This window comes from Noviherbaspirillum sp. (genome assembly GCF_035654295.1).
In the GTDB taxonomy this organism is placed as follows: domain Bacteria; phylum Pseudomonadota; class Gammaproteobacteria; order Burkholderiales; family Burkholderiaceae_D; genus Noviherbaspirillum.
On the sequence record NZ_DASRXF010000109.1, the window covers coordinates 1 to 21,850 of the forward strand.

A 21,850-nucleotide genomic window follows, 5' to 3' on the forward strand; every position below is an offset into this window, starting at 1 on the left:
AGATGCTGCCGCCGGACATCAACAAGTCAGATTACCGCTTCATGCCGGCCGGCGAGCCGGGCAAGAAGGCGACCCAGATCCGCTACGGCCTGGGCGCGGTGAAGGGCTCGGGCCAGAACGCGATCGAGGCGATCATTGCCGCGCGCGAATCCGGCGGGCCGTTCAAGGACCTGTTCGACTTCGTCAAGCGGGTGGACAAGAAACAGATCAACCGCCGCACCGTCGAAGCGCTGATCCGCGCCGGGGCGATGGATTGCTTCGGCGTGGACCGCGGCATCCTGATCGCATCGGTCAACTTTGCAATGGAATGCGCGGAACAGGCCGAAGCCTCCGCCAACCAGGTCAGCCTGTTTGGCGGCGACGACAGTGACATGGATCCGCCGCCCGAATACGTGAAGGCGCAGCCGTGGAGCGACAAGCAGCGCCTCACCGAGGAAAAGCTGGCGCTCGGATTCTACCTGTCCGGCCACCTGTTCAATGCCTACGAAGGCGAAGTGCGCAAGTTCATCAAGACCAAGCTGGTCACCCTGGAACCCTCGCGCGACGCCCGCCTCCTGGCCGGCATCATCACCGCGGTGCGGGTGCAGATGACGCAGCGGGGCAAGATGGCGATCGCCACGCTGGACGACGGCACCGCGACCGTGGACGTGACGGTGTACAGCGAGCTGTTCGAATCCAACAAGCAGTTGTTCAAGGAAGATGAATTCCTCGCCGTGCTCGGCAAGGTGACGGAAGACCGCTTCAACGGCGGCGTGCGCATCACCGCCGAGAAGGTGATGGATATCGCGATGGCGCGCGTGCAGTTCGGCAAGCAGTTCGCGTTCTCGCTGAGCACGCGGCTGGATGCAGCGGTGATGAAGAGCATCCTCGCGCCATACCGTTCCCAAAACGGCCTGCCCCTGACCATGCGCTACGAGCACGAGGGCGTGGGCAGCTGCGAGATCCGCCTGGCCGACGACTGGCGCGTCGCGCCGGCCGACGGGCTGAAGCAGACCCTGTTCGAGAAGCTCGGGGTGAAGGGCGCGACGGTCGAGTACTGATCCGCCGCGGCGGATCAGTACGGCATCGGCGTATCGGTGATTCCGATGAGCGCAAGCGCTGCGCCGGTGTCATCCGGCTTGACTGCCGCCGCGATATCCATGCCCTTGGCAACCGAGTCCGCGCTGTTCAGGTAGGTCAGCCCGTAACCGACAGCGAAGGTCTTGCCGACCGCCAGCTTGTTGTCGAGCAGGTCGGCAACCCAGCCCCAGGTTGCATGTCCCTTGAAGTTGTGCGCTGCTCCAAGCATGGTCTTGATCAGGCTGCCGCGCGTATCCGTTCCCGAGGCAAGATTGCCTGCCCAGTAATCGACGTCCGCCTGCGGCGGGGCACTGCCGCCGCTGCGGCCCAGCACGTTCGCGTATACGACCTTCACGAAGTCCGCATTCGTCATCGTGCTCGAATAGCCGGTCAGGATGGAGAATTGCAGCGCCGCGTTGTAGAAGGAAGCGCCGATCTGTTCCAGGGTCTTGCCGCCTTGCAGTTCGCCCAGCCAGTAGCCGAGCCCTTCGGCATCCGGAACCCGGTTGAAGTAGGCGATGTACAGCTCGACCAGCGAGTCGAGCTGCGCGGTCGTGACAGCCTTTGCCTTGGCGGGAATCGTGAGGTCCACGGTCATGTCGGCAAAGGTAATCTTTTCCACATTGCTCAGGGTCGATGTCTTGCCGTCCTTGTCGACGAAGGTCACCGTGCCGTCGGCATTCCTGGTGATATGGGACCCGGCGCGATTGCCCGCCGCGCCATGCGTCGTGATCAGCTGCGACACGGCGGTGCTGGAACCGTCGGCGAACTTGAGCAGTTCGATGTTCTTGAGGATGGCGTTCTGCCCGAGGCCGCTGTTCTCGATGAGCGTTACGCTGCCGTCCTGCTGCGACTTGCCCGTGTATTGCGACTTTTGCCCCAGCAGGAATACCGTGTCCGTGCCATCGCCGCCATCGATGTGCAAGGGGTTGGCCGCCGTGCCGATGCTTCGCTGTGCGAATGCATCGTTCCAGGCCTTGCCGCCGATCGTGATGCTTCCCGGTACCTGCACGAGGTCGCTGAGGACTATGTTGTTGACGGAGGCCTCGTTGACGTAGAAGTTCACGCCACTTGTGCCCGCGGCGGGGCTCTCAAGGACAACTTTGATTTGATCCAGGGCGGTTGTCGAGGGAAGCCTGAACAAGAGTTCCTGGTGCTGGGACCAGGGAACGCCTGCAGCATCCACATAGCCGGACGGTACCGTGCTCAGCTGCTGGGTGCCGTAATCGACGCCATTGACGAAATAGCGCAGCGTCGGCGCCTGGCCGTTGACGATGGTTCCGGATACCAGCAGGCGGACAGACATGAAGAAAGTCTGGTCCTGGTCGGTCTTGGACGAGGCGTCGGTGCCGCGGCCGTAGAGCGCGATGCGGTCGTCGAGTGTCGTGCCGACGAAGCCGGTGTCACCGTAAGCGAGATGGTTCGTGGCGCCGTAGGACGCCGCGAGCACTTTCGCGGCCTCCTTGCCGCGCACGTCGAAATTCGTTTGCCCGAAGGTCGATATGTAGCCCTCGAAGCGCGGGTCGTCCTGCCCCGGTACATTCGACTGGCCCCACGCGACGATCCCCCGGAACCATCCCCCGGCATTGTCGCCGGAGAAAGCCTCTAGTACCGACTGATACATCCACGCCTGCTGCTGCAAGTCCGGCACCTTGTTCGCCGGGCCGCCGCCGGTGGGGTTCGCCACCACGCCATGAAAGGATTGGGCCGCAAACTCTTCGAACTGCACCGGCTTGCCATACTGTTCGGAAAGCGCGCGCAGCTTCGCGACCACATTGACGGTCGGCCCGGTGTCGTTCGGATAGATATGGTTGGCATACCAGCCGGCCAGCACGTCTGCGTAGGTGGGATTGTCCTTGTTCGTGAGAGGGTAGTAAGCGGAAACGCCGATGATGTCGACCAGGTCCCAGAAACCGACGGTATCGACCCCGCCGCCGCGTTCGAGCGGATAGAGCGCGTCGTACGAGATCAGCCCGCTGTACTTGCTGCGCGCGGCGGTGATGACGTCCTGCCAGAGGGAACGGTAAGCGAGCGTGTCGAGTCCCATGTTCTCCGACCCGACCACGATTTCCTTGGCGCCCAGCTCCTGCGCCAGAGATGACACCTGCCCCATGTACGCCGCCCAGTCCTTGAGGAATGTTGCGACGCTGAAGCTCGGGAATGCCTTGACGGAGTGCGCGTTGATATTGTCGGGGAGGGTGCCGTTTGTTCCCGTCGGCACCGCGCTTTGCGGATGGGGCTTGAGAATGATGTCCAGGCCCAGCGATTTGGCGTAATTGGCGATCAGCCGCAGCTCGTCGAAGCTGGCTTCATGCACGGTGTTCATGCCGAAGGCCGCTGCGCGCGAGCCGCTGGCCGGGTCGATCGGGACGCCCCACGCCAGTGACATCGTGTTATGGCCGAGCGCCTTGTGGTCGCGTATGTAGGAATACACGTCGTTCAACTCGGCGGCACTCAGTGCCGTTCCGCCGGGCGCGTTGAACGCGTCGAATACAACAAATGCGCGAACTGCAAAATCTGCGGCCATTCTCCCTCCCTGATGTCTTTGACCGCCGGTTACCCGGCGAAACGGAGAAAGAGTAGCAGATAGGAAACTTTTGTGCTATTCGCAGCGCGCCATCGCCTTGGCCTGCGCAGGCTGGCGCACCAGTGCCGTCAGCGGGGTGCACTTCCATGGTTCCGCCGCCAGCCGCTTCTTTACCCGGCTCAGATACACGCCGTCCGGATGCGGCCCGAAGCGGAATCCGAGGGCGTGCATCAGGCGATGGATAGGCACGTTTTCCACCAGCACATCGCCTTCGATTCGTTCAAAACCCGCGGCGCGGGCGAGGCAGATCAGCGACTCGATCAGCTTCCTGCCCAGGCCGCTGCGCTGCCAGTCGTCCGCCACCACCACGCCGAAATCGCAGCGCTCCGGATAGGGGTCGGCGACGTACTGCGCCATCGCGATGGCCACTTCCCTGCCGTCCTGCTGTACGACCGCCACCAGCGTCATCGCTTCCGTGCCGCCGTTGCGTGTGAAGCGGTCAAGCATGCGCGGCGAGAGTTCGTGAATCGGGCTGAAGAAGCGCTGGTAACGCGTTTTCTCCGACAGGCCGCGCACCAGTTCCTGGATCAGTTCGCCGTCCTCTGGACGTGTGACGCGCAGGATGACTGGGGTGCCGTCCTTGAGGCGCCAGGTGTCGTGGACCTCGCGCGTGGAAGGGGCGCGGAACAGCTGCAGCAGATTCCAGTCGAGCGGAATGGGAAGCAGATTGAACATGATTTTCTCCCGCTTAGGCAAAGGCGGGACGCGCCGTACCCGATACTGCCGCCGCCTCGCGCGGCTTCGTGCAGCGGCCGGTGTCTCGGACCAGGCTGATGCGCACATCGCCAAGCGGCGAAAACATTGCCGGCGCGTCGCGGTCGAGCTCGATGCAATCCCCTGCTTCCAGCACCACGTCGCGCATGTCGCCGTCCTGGGTGATCCAGACCGTGCCGGCGATGGCGCGCACCGTCCAGCCGCGGGCTTGCGGCAGGCGCATGTATTGGCCGGCGCGCAGGGCGAGGATGTCGCCCGACGGATTCAATTCCGTCGCCGTGCGGGAGATGGCGCCGTCGCGGTGGTGGTGCGCGAGATGTGCAGTCGTCTTGTGGACTTTGGCTAGCATGATGTGCTCCTTCTTTCCGAGTCGGGAGGATCTTGTGGTGCCTCCATGTGCTGCATTATGGTTTGTTCCCATACATTTACAATCCGATGAAATGGAATAAAATTGTTTCCATGGATGGACAATGGAGGTCGCATGGAATACCTGGCGGAGATGATGACTTTCGCGAAAGTCGTGGAGACGCGCAGTTTCTCGGCGGCGGCCGACGAGTTGAAGAGCTCCAAATCCCTGGTGAGCAAGCAGATCAGCACGCTGGAGAGTGCGTTGGGCGTGCGTTTGCTGAACCGGACGACGCGCCGGATGAGCCTGACCGAGATCGGCGCCGCCTACTATGAGCATTGCGCGCGCATCGCCCAGGAGATCGACGCCGCGGCGGAAACGGTGACGCAGCTGCAGGCCGAACCGCGCGGCGTGCTGCGCATCACCTCGCCGGTGATCTTTGCGTCGCTGCACCTGGCGCCGGCCATCCAGGCTTTCCTCCAGCGTTACGACAAGGTCGAGATCGAGTTGAACGCCAGCGACCGCATCCTCGACATCGTGGATGAGGGGTACGACCTCGCCATTCGTATTACCGACCATCCCACCCCGACCATGGTCGCCCGGCTGATCGCGCCGCTGCATTGGGTGACCTGCGCCTCGCCCGAATACCTCGAACGCCGCGGCACGCCCCAGACCCCGCGCGACCTGGTCGATCACGACTGCCTGATGTACCACGGCATGCCGGCCAACCGTGACGGCTGGCGCTACATGGTCGGGAACAAGGAGGTCGCGGTGAATGTGGGCGGCCGCTGCCGGGTAAACAATTCCGAGGCGCTGCTGCAGCTTGCCATCGGCGGCATGGGAGTCGTGCTGTTCCCCACCTATGTGCTCAGCCACTACCTGAAGGACGGCCGCCTGAAGGTGATCCTGCCCGACGCCGTCGCCAACCCGGGCATGTCGCTGTACGTCACTTATTTGCCCAACCGCTACATGCAGCCCAAGGTGCGCGCCTTCATCGATTTCCTCATGGAGCACTTCGGCCCACGGCCGTACTGGGATGAATTCTGAGCTGCAAGTTGAACCGGCGAAATGTGTAACTTTTTATTTTTTGTTAAGGGGTGACCGGCGAGCATGGCTAGACTGGTATACGCGTATCCGATGGACTAATGGATGAATCGATCAACCAGCCACGAAGGGTCTACCATGAAGAAGCTGATTGCCCTGTTGATTGCCAGTGTGTTTGCCGCTCCCTCCTTTGCCGCCTCCCACACCGCAACCCCTGCAGACAAGTCGTCGGGCGCGACCATGAACAAGGACAGCAAGTCCGATTCGAAGGCCGCGAAGGATGCCGCCAAGGCGGATGAGAAGGCTGAGAAAGCGGATGCCAAGGCCGAGAAGGACAAGGCCAAGGCGGAAGCAAAGGCTAGCAAGAAGAAAGCAGAGGCGAAGGCCGAGAAGTCGGCTGCCGCTGCGGATGCGAAGGCTGAAAAGGCCGAGAACAAGGCCGAAAAAAGCAAGTAAGCCGGTCGCCATCCTTGCAAAGGCAGGCTGCGTCCTGCCTTTTTTGTTGGCTGCTCCCTTCACCGCTGCGGAGGCGCCGGGAAAAGGATGCACACTAACACTGCAAATTTCCGACAAATCCCCATCTCCATGACCGCTATAATCCGCACTGGCAGTCAGACGCGTCCTCCCGATCCTCCAGATTCACGCATCAAGACCGGCCTCACACGAGTACAAGAATTCATGACATCGGTCGAAAACAACGGGCAGTCGGTGCCATCCAGCAGCGCAGCGCAGAAAGCGTTTTGCGCGGCCTTCTTTTTCCTGACGATTTCCAAGTCGCTGCTGTTCCTCTCTCTGACGGCGGCATTCGCCCTGTTCTTCGCCTCGGGCGGCGCGGCACAGGCCATGCGCCGCTGGCGCAGCTTCCCCTGGGCGGCACCGGCGCTGATCCTCGCCGCCTTGCCGCTGCTGTCATTCGCAGTGCACAGCGACAAGGCGGCAGCCCTGTCCCATCTCGGCCTGTCGTATTACTGGCTGCTTGCGTTCGGGGTCTTCCTGGTGTCGGGGACGTATCCCGTGCTGCCGTGGCTGCGCGCGTTCGTGGCGGGCGTCTTCTGCGTCTTCTGCTACGCGGTGGCATTGGCGGCCGGCTGGGCCGGGTTCCCGTGGGTACCCTCGGCCCTCGGCAACTACATCCTGTACTCCCAGCTGCTGGCCATGGCCATCGTGCTGCTGTCGGTCCTGTTCCGGCATGAAACGCGGCGCAGCGTGCGCGGGCTCTATCTCGTGCTCATGGCCGCCTTCTATGCCGGCCTGCTGTCCGGCGACGGCCGCAGCGGCATGCTCGCCGTGCTGGTGCTGCTCCCCTTTGTCTTCTTCAACATTTTTCCGCGCGCCAGCATGGTCAAGGTGGTGGTGGTGTCCACGGTCGCCGTCGCCGTCCTGCTCATGTCGCCGCGCGTGCAGTACCGCATCGGGGAGGCCGTCAACGACTTCCGGCTGTTCCAGAACGAAGTGACCGAAACCTCGCTTGGCTACCGGTACCAGATGTGGCGCACCGCGGCCTCGATCATCCATGAACATCCCTTGCTGGGCGCCGGTCCGGAAGGCTTCAACAAGGTCTGGCACAGCACGCCGAAGACCGGCGAAGGGCTGGGTTTCGTCGAACCGCACAACGCCTTCCTCTATTACGCATCCAGCTACGGGCTGCCGGGACTGGCCGCCCTGGTCTGGATGTACGCGGCGCTGTTCCTGACCGGCTGGCGCAACCGCGCCACGCTCGAAGGCGGCGTGGTGTTCGCCTTCGCCGTTGTCTGCATTGTCGGCAGCTTCACCAATACCATGTTCCGCGGCGCGGTCAGCCATACCTGGCTGATGCTGTTCATCGGCCTGCAGGGCGGCCTGCTGCGCAGCGCGCTCGCGTTCTCGCCGCAGTTGCAGGTGCGCAAGGCAGTCGCGCAATGAGCGCGCGCCCGAAAGTCCTTTTCATCAGCCCCACCGTCGCCTGCTACATCGGCGGCACGGAAACTGTCGTCAGCCAGCTGGCGCGGCGCATGAAGGACAAGGTCGACCTGACGGTGCTGAGCGGGGACCCGGGCAACGGCAGCAAGGCGCTCATCGCCGCCGACGGCTTCACGCTGGCCACCATCCCGTTCTGCGGCCGCGATGCGCGCCTGAACCGGGTGCTTTCGCGGGTACTGATGACCAGCCGCTTCAAGATCGAGAGCCATACCTTCTTCCGCTCGCTTGCCCGGAGCGGGATCGATCTCGCGGCATACGATTACATCCTCACCTTCTATGAAGCCGACGCCTTGCTGCTGGAGAAACAGTATCCGCAGCTGCGTGCGCGCTTCCGGCATTTCCTGCCCGGTGTGTCGATGCGCGGGTTTTTCCGCCGCGTGCCTGCAAGGGACGTGGTTTTCTTCGGCTACCGCGCCGCGCCGCGGGCGAAACGCAAGTGGAAGGTCGACGTGGCATCGCTGCCGCTCGGCGTGGACGAGCCATTCTTTCCGGAGGCGCCCCCACCGTTCCCCTTGTCGTTCCCCTCGCCGCGCCGCCTCGTCTTCGTCGGACGGCTGGACAAGAGCAAGCACATCGACTGGCTGGCCGATTTCTTTGCCGCCAGCGGGCTGGCCGAACGCGGCTACCTGCTCGACGTAGTGGGGGATGGTCCCCTGATGGAGAGCTTGCGGGAGAAACACGACCGCTCGCCCGGCATCATCTTGCACGGGCGCAAGCGCCAGGACGAGGTGATCGGGCTGCTGCGCGAAGCCTTCCTGCTGCTCCATCCGACCGACCTGGAAAGCTTCGGCCTGACCATCCTCGAAGGAATGGCGGCGGGCATTCCCGTCATCACCCACCGGCTCGACAGCATCGAAGTCTGGGCGCATGAACACCCGCGCTACGCCGCCCGCCTCGATGCGGCATCCTGGAAGCAGGAGATCCTGAAGTTCGAGGACCGCGCTTATTGGGAATCGACGAGCGCGGCAAACCTCGCGTTTGCGAAGACGTTTACCTGGGACCGGATCGCGGACCAGGTCCTTGAATTGGCCATGGCGCGCTGAGCGCCGCTCAGCAAATCACTTCGATCCGGTCTTCCGCCTTGGGATGCGCGGACAGGCCCGCGTCGGCGCGCGTGACGCCGGTTTTCATCCTATCCTCCACGCGCTTGCGGTTTTGCGATTCGGTCGCGCGGGTATTCTCGCGGTGCCAGAGGTGGAAGACTTCGGTGGAGAAGGCGCCGCCCTTGCGGCGGATGCCGTGGCGCGCGAGGCGCAGCACCACGTCTGCATCCTCATGCCCCCAGCCGACGAAGCTTTCATCGAAACCATCCACCGCGGCATAGTCCTCGCGCCAGATCGCCAGGTTGCAGCTCTTGATGCGGTTCCACTTCACCGCGCGGTAGTGGCGCATGCCGGTGTTGGGGAAGTGCAGCAGAGGCAGGACCTTGTTGGTATTGCCGGCGAGGCGCTGGCGCAGCCAGTACGACAGGCCGCGCTTGTGGATGGCGTCGCCGGACGCGAGCACTTCTTTCGTGAACGGTTCGGACAACAGCACCCGGCTGCCGGAGACCATGAATCCCTTTTCCGCCAGCAGGCGGTGGCGTGCGATGTAATCCGGCCGCGGCACGCAGTCGCCGTCGAGGAAGACCAGATATTCGCCGCGCGATGCATGAACGCCAAGATTGCGCGCGGCTGAGGCGCGGAAGCCGTCGTCGGGTTGCCATGCATGCACCAGGCGCTTCAGGCCGGGGGCATGCGGCGCGTTGCGGAAAGCGGCAAGGGCGTCCCGCGTCGGCTGGCCCGAACCGTCGTCGGCAATGATCACCTCGAAATCCGGATCGTCCTGCTCGAGCAGCGCGCGGACGACGGCCGACAGCGCGTCGGGACGGTTGTAGGTGGTGACGATGACCGAGATCAGCATGTGTTGATAGCCTTGCATGGAATGCCGCAAAGTGCCAGAAGGGGCGCAAGCACGCGGCTGAAAACTGCCGGGCAGTATACCTGATCGTTTCCATCCTCCCGGAGGCCCGGGCGGGAGGCATCCTCTATAATCTACGACCAGCATCATTTTCCCGGCTTGCCGGTTTCACATCTGACAATGCAACGATTTATCCCATGAAGCTGTCCCCGCATCTGAAACGGCTGTCCCGCATGGTCGTGCCGTACAAGGGGCGCTTGCTGCTGGCCCTGCTCGGCATGGTCATCACCGCCGGCACCGAACCTGCCCTGGCTGCCATGATGAAACTGTTGCTGGACAACGGCTTCACCGGGAAAGTCAGCTTTTCGCTGTGGCTGGTGCCCGGATTCGTGATCGGCATCTTCGCGCTGCGCGGTTTCTCCACCTTCATGACCAATTACATGCTGGCCTGGGCGACCACCCGCCTGCTCAACGAATTGCGCCAGCTGATGTTCGTGCGGTTGCTCGACGTGCCGGTCGGCTTCTATGCGCAGTCGCCTGTCGGCCGCGTGATCAACTCGATGATGTTCGAAGTGCAGCAGATCGTCGACATGATGCGCAACGTGTTCACCTCCATGATCCGCGACACGCTGACCGTGGCCGGCCTGCTCGGATATCTGTTCTGGCTCAATCCCGCGCTCACGCTGATCACGCTGGTGCTCATCCCGCTCATCGCCGTGGTGGTGCGCTACACCGGCAAACGCCTGCGCCGCCTCAACCAGCACTTCCTCACTATCAACGCCGAAATGACGCAGGTCATCGAAGAGACGACCCGCGCGCAGCAGGTGATCAAGATCTTCGGCGGCCAGGAATACGAGCGCAAGCGCTTCGAGCAGCGCGCCGGTACGCTGCGCAGCTATTCGATGCGCATGGCCACCACCTTCGCCATGACGGTGCCCGTCACCCAGCTCATGACCGCGTTCGCGGTCTCGGTGGTGATCGTGATCGCCCTGGTCCAGGCCAACGAAGGCACGACGACGGTCGGCAGCTTCGCCTCCTTCATCACCGCGATGCTGATGCTGCTGACGCCGCTCAAGCACCTCGCCGAAGTCAACGGCCCGCTGCAGCGCGGCCTGGCCGCCGCCGACGCCGTGTTCGCGCTGGTCGATACCGAACCGGAGCGCAAAAGCGGCAAGCCGCTGCCCGGGCGGGCCAGCGGCAGGCTGGAATTCGTCGATGTCGATTTCACCTACCCCGGGCAGAAGCAGCCCGCGCTCACCGGCATCAACCTCGCCATCCGCCCGGGCGAGACGGTGGCCTTCGTGGGCATGTCGGGCGGCGGAAAATCCACGCTGGTCAACCTCGTGCCCGGTTTCTATCCGGTCACGCGCGGCGAAATCCGCATCGACGGCGAGCCGATCGAATCGGTATCGCTCGCCAGCCTGCGCGCCCAGATCGCGATGGTGAGCCAGAACGTGGTCCTGTTCGACGATACCGTAGCCGCCAACATCGCATACGGTGATGCGAGCCCGGACATGCGGCGCGTCGAGGCGGCGGCGAAGGCCGCGCATCTCGCCGACGTCATCGCCGCCCTGCCGGAAGGCATGAACACCATGATCGGCGACAACGGCGGCAGGCTGTCGGGCGGCCAGCGCCAGCGGCTTGCGATCGCGCGCGCGATCTACAAGGATGCGCCCATCCTGATCCTCGACGAAGCCACTTCCGCGCTCGATACCGAATCGGAGCGCGCCGTGCAGGCCGCACTGGAGGAACTGATGCGCGGCCGCACCACGCTCGTCATCGCCCACCGCCTGTCCACCATTGAACGCGCCGACCGCATCGTCGTGCTGGCCGGCGGCAGCATTGCGGAAATCGGCACGCACCAGGAATTGCTCGACAAGAACGGCGTCTACGCCAACCTGTACCAACTTCAATTCGCCAAGGAGACAGAAGCATGAGCACACCGATTTCCCGTTTCCCCGTCCCCGACATCAACGCGCTACCGGACGACATCAAGCAGATGATCCTCGCCGTGCAGGAAAAGGCGGGCTTCGTGCCCAACGTCTTCCTCACGCTCGCGCACAGGCCGGCGGAATTCCGCGCCTTCTTCGCCTACCATGACGCCCTGATGCTCAAGGAAACCGGCAGCCTCACCAAGGCCGACCGGGAAATGATCGTCACCGCGACCAGCGCGAAGAACAGTTGCCTGTACTGCGTGGTTGCGCACGGCGCCTTGCTGCGCATCTATGCCAAGCAGCCGCTGGTGGCCGATCAGGTGGCGGTCAATCACCTGAAGGCAGACATCACGCCGCGGCAGAAGGCCATGCTCGACTTTGCGATCAAGGTCTGCCTGCGTTCGCATGAGGTCGGCGATGAAGATTACGAAGCGCTGCGCGCCCACGGATTCGATGACGAAGACATCTGGGATATCGCCGCCATCACCGCTTTCTTCGGCCTGTCCAACCGTATGGCGAACATCATCTCGATGCGCCCGAACGAGGAATTCTTCCTGATGGGCCGCGTGCCGCGCAGCAAATGAGCGTGCCGGTCCGGGGCGTGCCGCGCACGCTCGTCATCTCTCCCAACTGGATCGGCGACGCCGTCATGGCGCAGCCGCTCCTGCGCCTGTTGAAGCAGCGTCATCCGGAGCGCCCGATCGACGTGCTTGCACCTGGTTGGGTGGCGCCGGTATGGCGTGCGATGCGGGAAGTCGATACCGTTTTGGAAGCGCCATTCCGGCACGGCGCTCTGCAGCTGCGCGAGCGCCGCGAATACGCGAAGATGCTGCGCACACGCGGTTACGAGGATGCTTATGTGCTGCCCAACACGCTGAAGTTCGCGCTGATCCCATGGCTGGCGGGCATCCCGAAGCGCGTCGGCTACAAGGGCGAGATGCGCTACGGCTTGCTCAACGTCATTCATCATGACAACCGTGACAAGCCGCGGCCCATGGTGTCCTTCTATGCGGCGCTCGCCGATGCGCCCGCACGCGATGCCCCGCCGCCGTCGGCGCTGCCGCGGCCAGCGCTTGAGGTATCCGCCGAACGCGTGGCCGAAGTGGCGCTGCACCTTGGGCTGAGCATCAAGCATCCATTGGTGCTGTTTGCCCCGGGTGCCGAATTCGGTTCCGCCAAACGCTGGCCGGCTTCGCATTTTGCGGAACTGGCGAAAGCGATCAAGGGCGAGCGCGGCGAGGCGCAGATTGCCTTGATGGGCTCACCCAAGGACAAGGACGTGTGCGACGAGATCGTTTCGCTGGTGCCCGGCGTCCACAACCTGGCGGGCGTCACGAAGCTGGATGAAGCCGTGGCACTGATCGCCGGAGCGTCCGCCATGGTGAGCAACGATTCGGGGCTGCTGCATATCGCGTCGGCGCTCAATCGGCCGATCGTGGCGATCTACGGGCCGACCGATCCGCTGCATGCGCCGCCGTTTTCCGATGTCGCGAAATCGATCTTTCTCGGGATTGAATGTTCGCCGTGCAAGGAACGTGAATGCCCGCTTGGACATCATCGCTGCATGCGGGATATTTCAGCGGGGATGGTGTGGGAGCCGCTGCGGGGGATGATCAGGGGGTAGGGTGCATGGGGTACTACTGTCCGTTAATGCTGGTGGGTTTCGCTTCGCTCTACCCACCCTACGTTTCTTTATCAAGGACGGCAGGGTCGGTAGAGCGAAGCGAAACCCATGAGCCATTAAAGAACGGTAGGGTGGGTAGTGCGCAGCGAAACCCACCAGGACAACGCTCCGTTAATCGCATCACACTCACCGCCCCGTAAACCGCACCACACCCCCATTCACCACACACCGGCACGGATTCCCCCCTATCCCATAAGCCAGTTCCCCAGGCCGCTCGATATCCCACAGCGCGAAATCCGCCCGCTTGCCCGTTTCCAGGCTGCCGGCGTCCTGCGCCATCCCGAGCGCTTTCGCCGCATAAAGGGTGACACCGGCCAGTGCCTCAAGCGGCGTCAGCCGGAACAGCGTGCACGCCATGTTCATCGCCAGCAGCAGGGAAGTCATCGGCGAGGTCCCAGGATTGCAGTCCGTGGAAACAGCCATCGGCACGCCCGCCTCGCGCAATGCCTGCACCGGAGGAAGCCGGGTCTCGCGCAGAAAATAGAAAGCGCCCGGCAGCAGTACCGCCACCGTTCCCGCCTGCGCCATCGCGTCAATGCCTTCGGCCGACAGATGCTCCAGGTGGTCGGCAGACAGGCCGCCGTAGCGCGCGACAAGCGATGCGCCGCCCTGGTCCGAAAGCTGTTCCGCATGCAGTTTCACCGGCAGCCCGTGCCTGCGCGCCGCCTCGAAAACGCGCGCAGTCTGGTCGGCGGAGAAACCAATCCTTTCGCAGAAGGCATCCACCGCATCGACCAGTCCTTCGGCAGCAAGCGCAGGAAGCATCTCGTCACAGACAGCATCGATGTAACGCTCCGCGTCGCCGGCGTACTCCGGCGGCAGCGCATGCGCGCCGAGGAAGGTGGTGCGTACCCGCACCGGCATCGTCTGTCCGATGCGCCGCGCGACGCGCAGTATCTTGCGCTCGGTGTCGAGGTCGAGGCCGTAGCCGGATTTGATCTCCAGCGTGGTGACGCCTTCCGCCAGCAAGTTCTGCACGCGCGGCAGGCTGGCGTCCAGCAAGGCGTCTTCGGATGCGGCGCGCGTGGCGCGCACGGTGGACATGATGCCGCCGCCGCGCCGTGCGATCTCTTCATAGCCGGCGCCGTTCAGCCTGGCCTCGAACTCGTCGCTGCGGCTGCCCGCATAGACGATGTGCGTGTGGCAGTCGATCAGGCCGGGCGTCAGCCAGCAGCCCTTGCCGTCATGCAGTTCCCTTGCACGATGCCCTTCCGGCAGCGCGCTGCGTGCGCCTATCCACGCGATGCGACCTTTATGGATGGCGACCGCACCGTCGCGGATCTCGCCATAGCCCTCCGGCCCGGCCATCGTCGCCAGATGGACGTTGGTCCACAACGCATCCCAATCCCCTGACATGGCACAACCTCCGTTCAAACAGCCGCGCGTTCCGCGATCCGGGCGACGAGGCGGGCGGCCACGCGCGCCGTCCGGTTGTCGATGTCGCGCCCGGGGTTGAGTTCGGCAACATCCGCCAGGCGCAGCTTGCCGCTGGCCGCCGCCGCATCGACGATGGGTTCGATGACATCGAGCGGCACCCCGCGCGCCGCCGGCGCGCTGACGCCGGGGGCGACCGCCGCGGGCAGCACGTCGAGGCAGACGGTGAGGTAGAGATGGTCGACGCCGGCAAGAAAGGACGACACCGTGGCCAGCGTCTCGTCCAGCTGCATCACGCCCATGTCTTCATCCAGCCGCCATGTCACGCCGAGCGCGTCCGCGCGCTGGAACAAGGCTTCCGTATTGGCGAAGGCGCTCACCCCGAGGCAGCAATAGTTGAATGCCCAGCCGCGTGCCTGGCACTCTTCGGCAATCTGGCGGAAGGGCGTGCCGGAGCTGGCGCGTGCATCCATCCGCAGGTCGAAGTGGGCGTCGAGATTGAGGATGCCGATGCGCGGCTTCGTCGCATTCCCGGCAAGGTGGCGGGCAAGTCCCCCGAAGGAGCCGAAGGCGATCTCGTGGCCGCCGCCCAGTGCGATGGCGAGCTTGCCGGATGCAAGCACGACAGCGACGGCCGCCGACAATTCGTCCTGCGCCTCCTCCAGCCCGTCGCCGTTGTCCGACGGATCACACGAAATATCGCCCGCATCCGCGATCGACTTGCAGCGCCGCACCGGCATGTTGGCGAGCATCGCGCGCAGTGCTGCCGGTCCGCCCTCCGCCCCGGTGCGTCCCTGGTTGCGGGCCACGCCGGCATCGCAGGCAAAGCCGACCAGGCCCACGCCGGGGCCGCCGGCGGCCTGCTCGAAAGGACGCACCACTTGGTGCCAGCGCATGCCGAGCTCGCCTTCGGCTGCATCGATCCGGCCTTGCCACTGTTTCATGTCTGCCTTGCGATGCATCGCATGCTCCTCAGGTGGAATAGAGTCCCGCGAACAAGTCCTGGCAGGTGGCGCTCAGCCCGCCGTGCAGGACGAGCTGTTTCGCCGCCTCGATGTCGGGCGCGAACAGGCGGTCCTTGTCGTAGAACGCCACGCGCTGGCGCAGGCGTTGATGCACTTGCGCAAGCATCGGCGAGGTCGCGAGCGGACGGTGGAAATCCACGCCTTGCGCCGCGGCCAGCAGTTCGATGCCGACGATGGTCGCGGTGTTCTGCGCCATTTCGTGCAGGCGCCGGCCGGCGAAGGTCGCCATGCTCACATGGTCTTCCTGATTGGCCGAGGTGGGCAGGCTGTCGACGCTGGCGGGATGGGCGAGCGACTTGTTTTCCGAGGCCAGCGCCGCCGCCGTCACGTGCGCAATCATGAAGCCGGAATTGAGGCCGGAAGAGGCGACGAGGAAGGGCGGCAGGCCGGACAGCGTGGAGTCGATCAGGAGCGCAATGCGGCGCTCGGACAGCGCGCCGATTTCCGCCAGCGCCAGGGCCAGGCTGTCGGCGGCGAAGGCCACCGGCTCGGCGTGGAAATTGCCGCCGGAAATGACGTCGCCTTCATCCGCGTACACGAGCGGATTGTCGGTGACCGCATTGGCCTCGATCAGCAGGGTGCGGGCGGCGTTGCCGATGAGATCGAGGCAGGCACCCATCACCTGCGGCTGGCAGCGCAGGCTGTACGGGTCTTGCACCCGTTCGTCGTTCTCCAGGTGCGAGCGGCGGATTTCGCTGCCGGACAACAACTGGCGGTAAATCTTCGCCACGGCGATCTGGCCCGGTTGTCCGCGCACCGCATGCACACGCGGATCGAAGGGCGCGTCGCTGCCCTTGGCGGCATCGACCGACAGCGCGCCGGACACGGTGGCCGCTTCCAGCATGCGCTCTGCAAGGAACAGGCCGTGCAGCGCGAAGGCGGTGGAGACCTGGGTGCCGTTGATCAGCGCCAGGCCTTCCTTCGCCGCCAGCGTTACGGGCTCGATGCGTGCCGCCGCCAGTGCGTCTTTTGCGGACATGATCCGGCCGTCCACGCGCACGTCGCCTTCGCCCATCAGGGCGAGCGTCATGTGCGACAGCGGCGCGAGGTCGCCCGAGGCGCCCACCGATCCCTTGCTCGGGATGCAGGGCATGATGCCGCGGTTGTAGAGCGCGATCATGGTGTCGATGACCGAGGCGCGAATGCCGGAATAGCCGCGCGACAGGCTGCCGATCTTCATCGCGAGGATCAGGCGTACGACTTCGTCAGTGATGAGTTCGCCGCTGCCGACGGAATGCGACAGGATCAGGTTGCGTTGCAGTTCTTCGAGCTGGTCGTTGGGAATGTGCGTCTTGGCCAGTTTGCCGAAGCCGGTGTTGATGCCATAGGCAGGGGCGCCGCGTTCCACGATCTTGTGGATCGTGGCCGCGGACGCGTTGATCGCTTCGTAGGCGGATGCGTTCAGCGCGAGCGGGACGGCGTCGCGCCAGATCTTGCGCAGGTCGGCCAGGGTGAGCTGGCCGGGGTTCAGGGTGAGGGTGTTTTTCATTTGTGCGGTGTTTTGGTGCGCTTGGTGGGTTTCGCTGCGCTCTACCCACCCTACAAAATTTATTTGATCATCGGGAGGTTCAGGTGGTTGCGCTTGGCGCAGGCGACGGCCGTTTCGTAGCCGGCGTCGGCATGGCGCATCACGCCACTACCGCTGTCGTTGACCAGCACCCGCGCCAGCCGCTTGGCCGCCGCGTCGCTGCCGTCGGCGACGATCACCATGCCCGCATGCTGTGAGTATCCCATGCCGACTCCGCCGCCGTGGTGCAGCGATACCCAAGTGGCGCCGCCGGCGGTGTTCAGCAGCGCATTGAGCAGCGGCCAGTCGGAGACCGCATCGGTGCCGTCGCGCATGCCTTCCGTCTCACGGTTCGGGCTGGCGACCGAACCGGTGTCGAGGTGGTCGCGGCCGATGACGATGGGTGCCTTGAGCTCACCCTTGCGCACCATCTCGTTGAACGCGAGGCCGGCGATGTGGCGTTCGCCCAGGCCGAGCCAGCAGATGCGCGCCGGCAGGCCCTGGAAGGCGATGCGGTCGCGTGCCATGTCCAGCCAGTGGTGCACGTGCTTGTTCTCCGGGAACAGTTCCTTGATCTTGGCGTCGGTCTTGTAGATATCTTCCGGATCGCCGGACAGCGCCACCCAGCGGAACGGACCCTTGCCGTCGCAGAACATCGGCCGTATGTAGGCCGGCACGAAGCCCGGGAAGTCGAAGGCGTTCTTCACGCCGGTATCGAAGGCCACCTGGCGGATGTTGTTGCCGTAGTCGACGGTGGGGATGCCCATGGCGTGGAAGTCGAGCATCGCCTGCACGTGCATGGCGCAGGAGCGCGCGGCCTGTGCCGTCAGCGTGCCATGCTGCGCATGATCCTGCTGTGCGGCCTTCCACTGCGCAACGGTCCAGCCCGCCGGCAGGTAGCCGTTGACGAGGTCGTGCGCGGAAGTCTGGTCGGTGACGAGGTCGGGCTTGATGCCGCCGGCACGCGCACGCTTGACCAGTTCCGGCAAGACTTCGGCGGCGTTGCCGAGCAGGCCGATCGATACCGCTTCCTTGCGTTCGCAGTGGTATTGCACCAGCGCCAGCGCTTCGTCGAGGTCTTTGGCCTGCTTGTCCAGGTAGCGGGTGCGCAGGCGGAAATCGATGCTGCTCTGCTGGCATTCGATGTTCAGCGAGACCGCGCCGGCCAGCGTCGCCGCCAGCGGCTGCGCCCCGCCCATGCCGCCCAGGCCGGCGGTGAGGATCCAGCGTCCGGCCCAGTCGCCGTTGTAATGCTGGCGGCCGGCTTCGACGAAGGTTTCATAGGTGCCTTGGACAATGCCCTGGCTGCCGATGTAGATCCAGCTGCCCGCCGTCATTTGCCCGTACATGAACAGGCCCTTGCGGTCGAGTTCGTTGAAGTGTTCCCAGTTTCCCCATTTCGGCACGAGGTTGGAATTGGCCAGCAGCACGCGTGGTGCGTCTTCATGCGTCTTGAACACGCCGACCGGCTTGCCAGACTGGATGAGCAGGGTCTCGTCGTCGTTCAGCGTGCGCAGGGTGTCGAGGATGCGGTCGAAGCATTCCCAGTTGCGCGCGGCGCGGCCGATGCCGCCGTAGACGACGAGATGCTTCGGATTTTCCGCGACTTCCGGGTCGAGGTTGTTCTGGATCATCCGGTAAGCCGCTTCAGTCAGCCAGCTCTTGCAGCTGCGCTCGGCGCCGCGCGGGGCCCGGATAGTGCGGCTGGCGTCGAAACGGGGATCGTTGTCCAGGTGGATCGTTTCCTTCGGTGCGTTCATGGGTGTCTTCCTTCCATTCCAAGGGGAGCGTTTTTTAAAGCTTAAGTTGTATATACAACTTGGTCAAGGAATTTTTGAAATGACTGGACAAGTGCTACCATCGCCGTGGCAGACAATTGACCTGGAGAGCATTTTGGATTCGGCGGCAGACGTACCTGTTTATCAACAAATCAAGGATTACCTGCTGGAACGCATCCACGCGGGCGACTGGAAGGAGGGCGACGCCATTCCTTCCGAACAGGAACTGTCGAAACAGTTCGGCGTATCGCGCATGACGGTGAACCGCGCGGTGCGTGAGCTGACGGCGGAGCAGGTGCTCACCCGCATCCAGGGTTCCGGTACCTATGTCGCGCAGCACAAGTACCAATCCACGCTGGTGGAGATCAAGAGCATCGCCGAGGAGGTGCATGCGCGCGGCCACCGCCACCGCAGCGAGCTGCACTTGCTGGAGCGGGCGAAAGCCTCCGAACTGCTGGCCTTGCCTTTCGGCCTGAAACCGGGCGCGCCGCTGTTCCATTCCGTCATCGTGCACTTCGAGAACGATGTGCCGATCCAGGTCGAGGACCGCTGGGTGAATCCCGCGGTCGCGCCCGATTACATGCAGCAGGATTTTTCCGCAATTACGCCGAATGAGTACCTGATGGCCGCCGCGCCCCTGCAGGGCGTGAATTACAGCATCGAAGCGCTCAGCCCGCCGCGCGAGATCGCCGACATGCTCCACATCCAGAGCAAGGAACCCTGCCTCGTGCTCAAGCGGCGCACGCTGTCCAAGGGCCAGGCGGCGTCGGTGGTCACCATGTGGCATCCGGGCAGCCGCTACCAGTTCGCAGGCAGCTTCTGATTGTTTCCCTAAGGAAATGGAATATACTCGCCGACATGATTCCAGTCCTGCGAACCCTGATGCTTGCCGCCTGCGCGATGCTGTTCCAGACCGCGCACGCCGCCTGCGAAAACCAATTCTTCGCGCCCGATGACAACGGCAACGCGCGCCCCCTGAATCGTCCGCATGCGGAATTTGCTGCCGCGCTGCGTGCCGCCAATGCCGGCAATGCGACGGCGGCACGCAACCTTGCCGTATCCTACGAGGCGGGCTACCTGGTGTCGCGCTGCGAGGAAAGGGCGGCCTACTGGTATGGCAAGGCCGCGCGCGGCGGAGACCAGGAAGCCAAGCGCTGGATGGAAGAGCACGAGGCGCTGGCGCGCATGGCTTCGGGCCCGGAATGCGTTGGCGCCTACTGCAGCGGAAACGCGGACGGCCGCGGCCATGTGGCGATGTTTTATGCGGGGCGGCACGGGCATTACTTCGCGCCGCTTACGATCAACGGCATCACCGTCGAGGGGCTGATCGACACCGGCGCCTCCTCGATCGCGATGAGCACGGAAACCGCGCGTAAGCTTGGCATCGACAAGCTGCCCGGCAAGTCGGGCAGCGTGCAGACCGCGAACGGCCTGCTCACGGCAGAGCACGTGGTCGTGCCGGAGGTGACCATTTCGGGCATCACCTTGCACGACGTGCGCGTCGCCATCGGCACCACCGGCGAAACGCTGATCGGCATGAGCTTCCTCGGCCGCCTGCAGCTGCGCATGGGCGGTGGTGTGCTGTCGATGTCGCGGTAGACGTCGTCATTCCTGCGAAGGCGGGAATCCAGCGTCGTTCACTCGGAGAAGGCATTGGGGCACTCACACGCCACTGGATTCCGGCCTTCGCCGGAATGACGTGGAGTGGGTGTGCGATGCGCTACCTCTGCAGCCCGCATGCGGGCGACGCCGTCTGATTCACCGCCTCCTCCTCACCCCGTCATTCCGGCGAAAGCCGGAATCCAGCGTCGTTCACCCGGAGAAAGTATCGGCGCACCCACACGCCACTGGATTCCGGCCTTCGCCGGAATGACGTGGGGAGGGTACGGGTGCGCCGCCTTTGCAGCCCGCATGCGGGCGACGCCGCTCGATTCCCCGCATCCTCTCACCCCGTCATTCCGGCGAAAGCCGGAATCCAGCGTCGTTCATTCGGAGAAAGCATCGGCGCACCCAAGTGCCACTGGATTCCCGCCTCCGCTGGAATGACTAGGAATGGCCCTGCTACCGCGACCCCGCCGGCGAAAGATACGGACTGATCGCGCGCGCCGAGACGGACACATTGTCCCCGCTGCGCAAGGCCGCCACCTCGTCTTCCGACGCCACCACGTCGATCACTTCCTGTCCGATCAGCAGCGTGACGATGTGCACCACGTCTTCCCGGCGGATATCCAGCACCTGCGCATGCAGGTTCAGCCTTCCCGAGAGCCGTCCCTGCAGGAACACCTCCCTCGGTGTGCCGGAAGCGGCGATGCGCCCGGCTTCCAGCCGCAACACCGCATCCGACATCTTGAACACTTCCCCCAGCTCATGGCTCACCATCAAAGTCGTCAGCCCGAAGCGGCGATGCAGCGCGGCCAGTTCGTCCTGCAGTTGCTGGCGCAGGTTCAGGTCGAGCGCGGACAGCGGCTCGTCGAGCAGCAGCAGCTTCGGCTTGCGCGCGAGCGCGCGGGCGAGGGCGACGCGCTGCTTCTGCCCGCCGGAGAGCGTGGCGGGCAGGCGCTCCTGCAGCTTGCCGAGGTCCATCAGCGCGATCAGCTCGTCCACCCAGCCGCCTTCGTGCCGCTCGACGGCATAGGCGATGTTCTCCCGCACGCTGAGATTGGGAAACAGCGCATAGTCCTGGAACACGAAGCCGATGGCGCGGTGCTGCGGCGGCAGGTGGATGCCGCGCGCCGCGTCGAACCATGTCTCGCCATTGACCACGATGCGTCCGCTATCCGGCCGGGCCAGGCCGGCCAGCATGCGCAGCACCGTGGTTTTCCCGGCGCCGGAAGGGCCGAACAGGGTGGCGAAGCTGCCGCCGGCAATGGAGGCTTCCACCTGCAATTGCAGGGGGCCGCTTGCGCTGTCGAGCTGTTTGCCGAGGCTGAACGAAATCAT

The 21,850-nt window shown here is 64.3% G+C and carries 19 protein-coding genes; 10 read left to right on the plus strand and 9 right to left on the minus strand.

Features of this window, described 5'->3' with window-relative positions; all coding sequences use genetic code 11:
- Positions 1–1,040: OB-fold nucleic acid binding domain-containing protein (locus VFF99_RS11515; RefSeq protein WP_325017986.1), on the plus strand; the 1,040-nt coding region annotated here is incomplete at its 5' end.
- A gap of 14 nt (positions 1,041–1,054) precedes the next feature.
- Here VFF99_RS11515 and VFF99_RS11520 read toward each other — a convergent pair.
- The 3 genes from VFF99_RS11520 to VFF99_RS11530 all read right to left on the minus strand — a co-directional run bounded on the left by VFF99_RS11520 (position 1,055) and on the right by VFF99_RS11530 (position 4,709).
- Entirely contained in the window at positions 1,055–3,586 is a 2,532-nt protein-coding gene (locus tag VFF99_RS11520; RefSeq protein ID WP_325017988.1) for a glycoside hydrolase family 113, read from the minus strand.
- A gap of 75 nt (positions 3,587–3,661) precedes the next feature.
- Complete coding sequence (locus VFF99_RS11525; protein WP_325017990.1) at positions 3,662–4,321, minus strand: GNAT family N-acetyltransferase; 660 nt, start codon at positions 4,319–4,321, stop codon at positions 3,662–3,664.
- Positions 4,322–4,334: 13 nt separating this feature from the next.
- On the minus strand, positions 4,335–4,709 hold the full coding sequence (locus VFF99_RS11530) for a DUF2917 domain-containing protein (RefSeq protein ID WP_325017992.1): 375 nt from the start codon (positions 4,707–4,709) through the stop codon (positions 4,335–4,337).
- A 132-nt stretch (positions 4,710–4,841) separates the two neighbouring features.
- Between VFF99_RS11530 and VFF99_RS11535 the strand changes: the two genes are divergently transcribed.
- The 4 genes from VFF99_RS11535 to VFF99_RS11550 all read left to right on the plus strand — a co-directional run bounded on the left by VFF99_RS11535 (position 4,842) and on the right by VFF99_RS11550 (position 8,752).
- Entirely contained in the window at positions 4,842–5,753 is a 912-nt protein-coding gene (locus VFF99_RS11535; RefSeq protein ID WP_325017994.1) for a LysR family transcriptional regulator, read from the plus strand.
- Positions 5,754–5,888: 135 nt separating this feature from the next.
- Positions 5,889–6,206, plus strand: coding sequence for a hypothetical protein (locus VFF99_RS11540; RefSeq protein WP_325017996.1), 318 nt, complete (start codon positions 5,889–5,891; stop codon positions 6,204–6,206).
- Positions 6,207–6,428: 222 nt separating this feature from the next.
- Positions 6,429–7,652, plus strand: a complete 1,224-nt coding sequence (locus VFF99_RS11545; RefSeq protein WP_325017998.1) for an O-antigen ligase family protein — start codon at positions 6,429–6,431, stop codon at positions 7,650–7,652.
- Positions 7,649–8,752 carry a glycosyltransferase family 4 protein gene (locus VFF99_RS11550; protein ID WP_325017999.1) on the plus strand — a complete coding sequence of 368 codons (1,104 nt, stop codon included), beginning with the start codon at positions 7,649–7,651 and terminating at the stop codon, positions 8,750–8,752. The genes VFF99_RS11545 and VFF99_RS11550 overlap by 4 nt, the downstream gene beginning before the upstream one ends.
- 7 nt (positions 8,753–8,759) lie before the next feature.
- Here VFF99_RS11550 and VFF99_RS11555 read toward each other — a convergent pair whose 3' ends face one another.
- Positions 8,760–9,629: a glycosyltransferase family 2 protein gene (locus VFF99_RS11555; RefSeq protein ID WP_325018001.1), complete on the minus strand. Its 870-nt coding sequence runs from the start codon at positions 9,627–9,629 to the stop codon at positions 8,760–8,762.
- A 176-nt stretch (positions 9,630–9,805) separates the two neighbouring features.
- On the opposite strand from VFF99_RS11555, the gene msbA reads away from it, so the two are divergent.
- The 3 genes from msbA to waaF are packed head-to-tail and all read left to right on the plus strand — an operon-like array spanning position 9,806 to position 13,166.
- The gene (gene msbA / locus VFF99_RS11560; protein ID WP_325018003.1) at positions 9,806–11,545 is read left to right on the plus strand and encodes a lipid A export permease/ATP-binding protein MsbA; all 1,740 of its coding nucleotides are present in this window, start codon (positions 9,806–9,808) and stop codon (positions 11,543–11,545) included.
- A complete protein-coding gene (locus VFF99_RS11565; RefSeq protein ID WP_325018005.1) occupies positions 11,542–12,126 on the plus strand; it encodes a peroxidase-related enzyme in 585 nt (194 codons plus the stop codon). The genes msbA and VFF99_RS11565 overlap by 4 nt, the downstream gene beginning before the upstream one ends.
- A 17-nt stretch (positions 12,127–12,143) precedes the next feature.
- Entirely contained in the window at positions 12,144–13,166 is a 1,023-nt protein-coding gene (waaF, locus tag VFF99_RS11570; RefSeq protein ID WP_414691534.1) for a lipopolysaccharide heptosyltransferase II, read from the plus strand.
- A gap of 186 nt (positions 13,167–13,352) precedes the next feature.
- On the opposite strand, the gene hutI is transcribed toward waaF, so the two are convergent.
- The 4 genes from hutI to hutU are packed head-to-tail and all read right to left on the minus strand — an operon-like array spanning position 13,353 to position 18,892.
- Positions 13,353–14,582 carry an imidazolonepropionase gene (gene hutI, locus VFF99_RS11575; protein ID WP_325018009.1) on the minus strand — a complete coding sequence of 410 codons (1,230 nt, stop codon included), beginning with the start codon at positions 14,580–14,582 and terminating at the stop codon, positions 13,353–13,355.
- 14 nt (positions 14,583–14,596) lie between these two features.
- Positions 14,597–15,562 (minus strand): formimidoylglutamase, encoded by a 966-nt coding sequence (gene hutG / locus VFF99_RS11580; RefSeq protein WP_325018011.1) that lies wholly within the window; start codon positions 15,560–15,562, stop codon positions 14,597–14,599.
- A 10-nt stretch (positions 15,563–15,572) separates the two neighbouring features.
- Complete coding sequence (gene hutH / locus VFF99_RS11585; protein WP_325018013.1) at positions 15,573–17,114, minus strand: histidine ammonia-lyase; 1,542 nt, start codon at positions 17,112–17,114, stop codon at positions 15,573–15,575.
- Between the two features lie 59 nt (positions 17,115–17,173).
- Positions 17,174–18,892 carry a urocanate hydratase gene (gene hutU / locus VFF99_RS11590; protein ID WP_325018015.1) on the minus strand — a complete coding sequence of 573 codons (1,719 nt, stop codon included), beginning with the start codon at positions 18,890–18,892 and terminating at the stop codon, positions 17,174–17,176.
- Between the two features lie 79 nt (positions 18,893–18,971).
- Between hutU and hutC the strand changes: the two genes are divergently transcribed.
- Entirely contained in the window at positions 18,972–19,733 is a 762-nt protein-coding gene (hutC, locus tag VFF99_RS11595; RefSeq protein ID WP_325018017.1) for a histidine utilization repressor, read from the plus strand.
- Positions 19,734–19,768: 35 nt separating this feature from the next.
- Entirely contained in the window at positions 19,769–20,509 is a 741-nt protein-coding gene (locus VFF99_RS11600; protein WP_325018019.1) for a retropepsin-like aspartic protease, read from the plus strand.
- Between the two features lie 462 nt (positions 20,510–20,971).
- On the opposite strand, the gene VFF99_RS11605 is transcribed toward VFF99_RS11600, so the two are convergent.
- On the minus strand, positions 20,972–21,850 hold the full coding sequence (locus VFF99_RS11605; RefSeq protein ID WP_325018020.1) for an ABC transporter ATP-binding protein: 879 nt from the start codon (positions 21,848–21,850) through the stop codon (positions 20,972–20,974).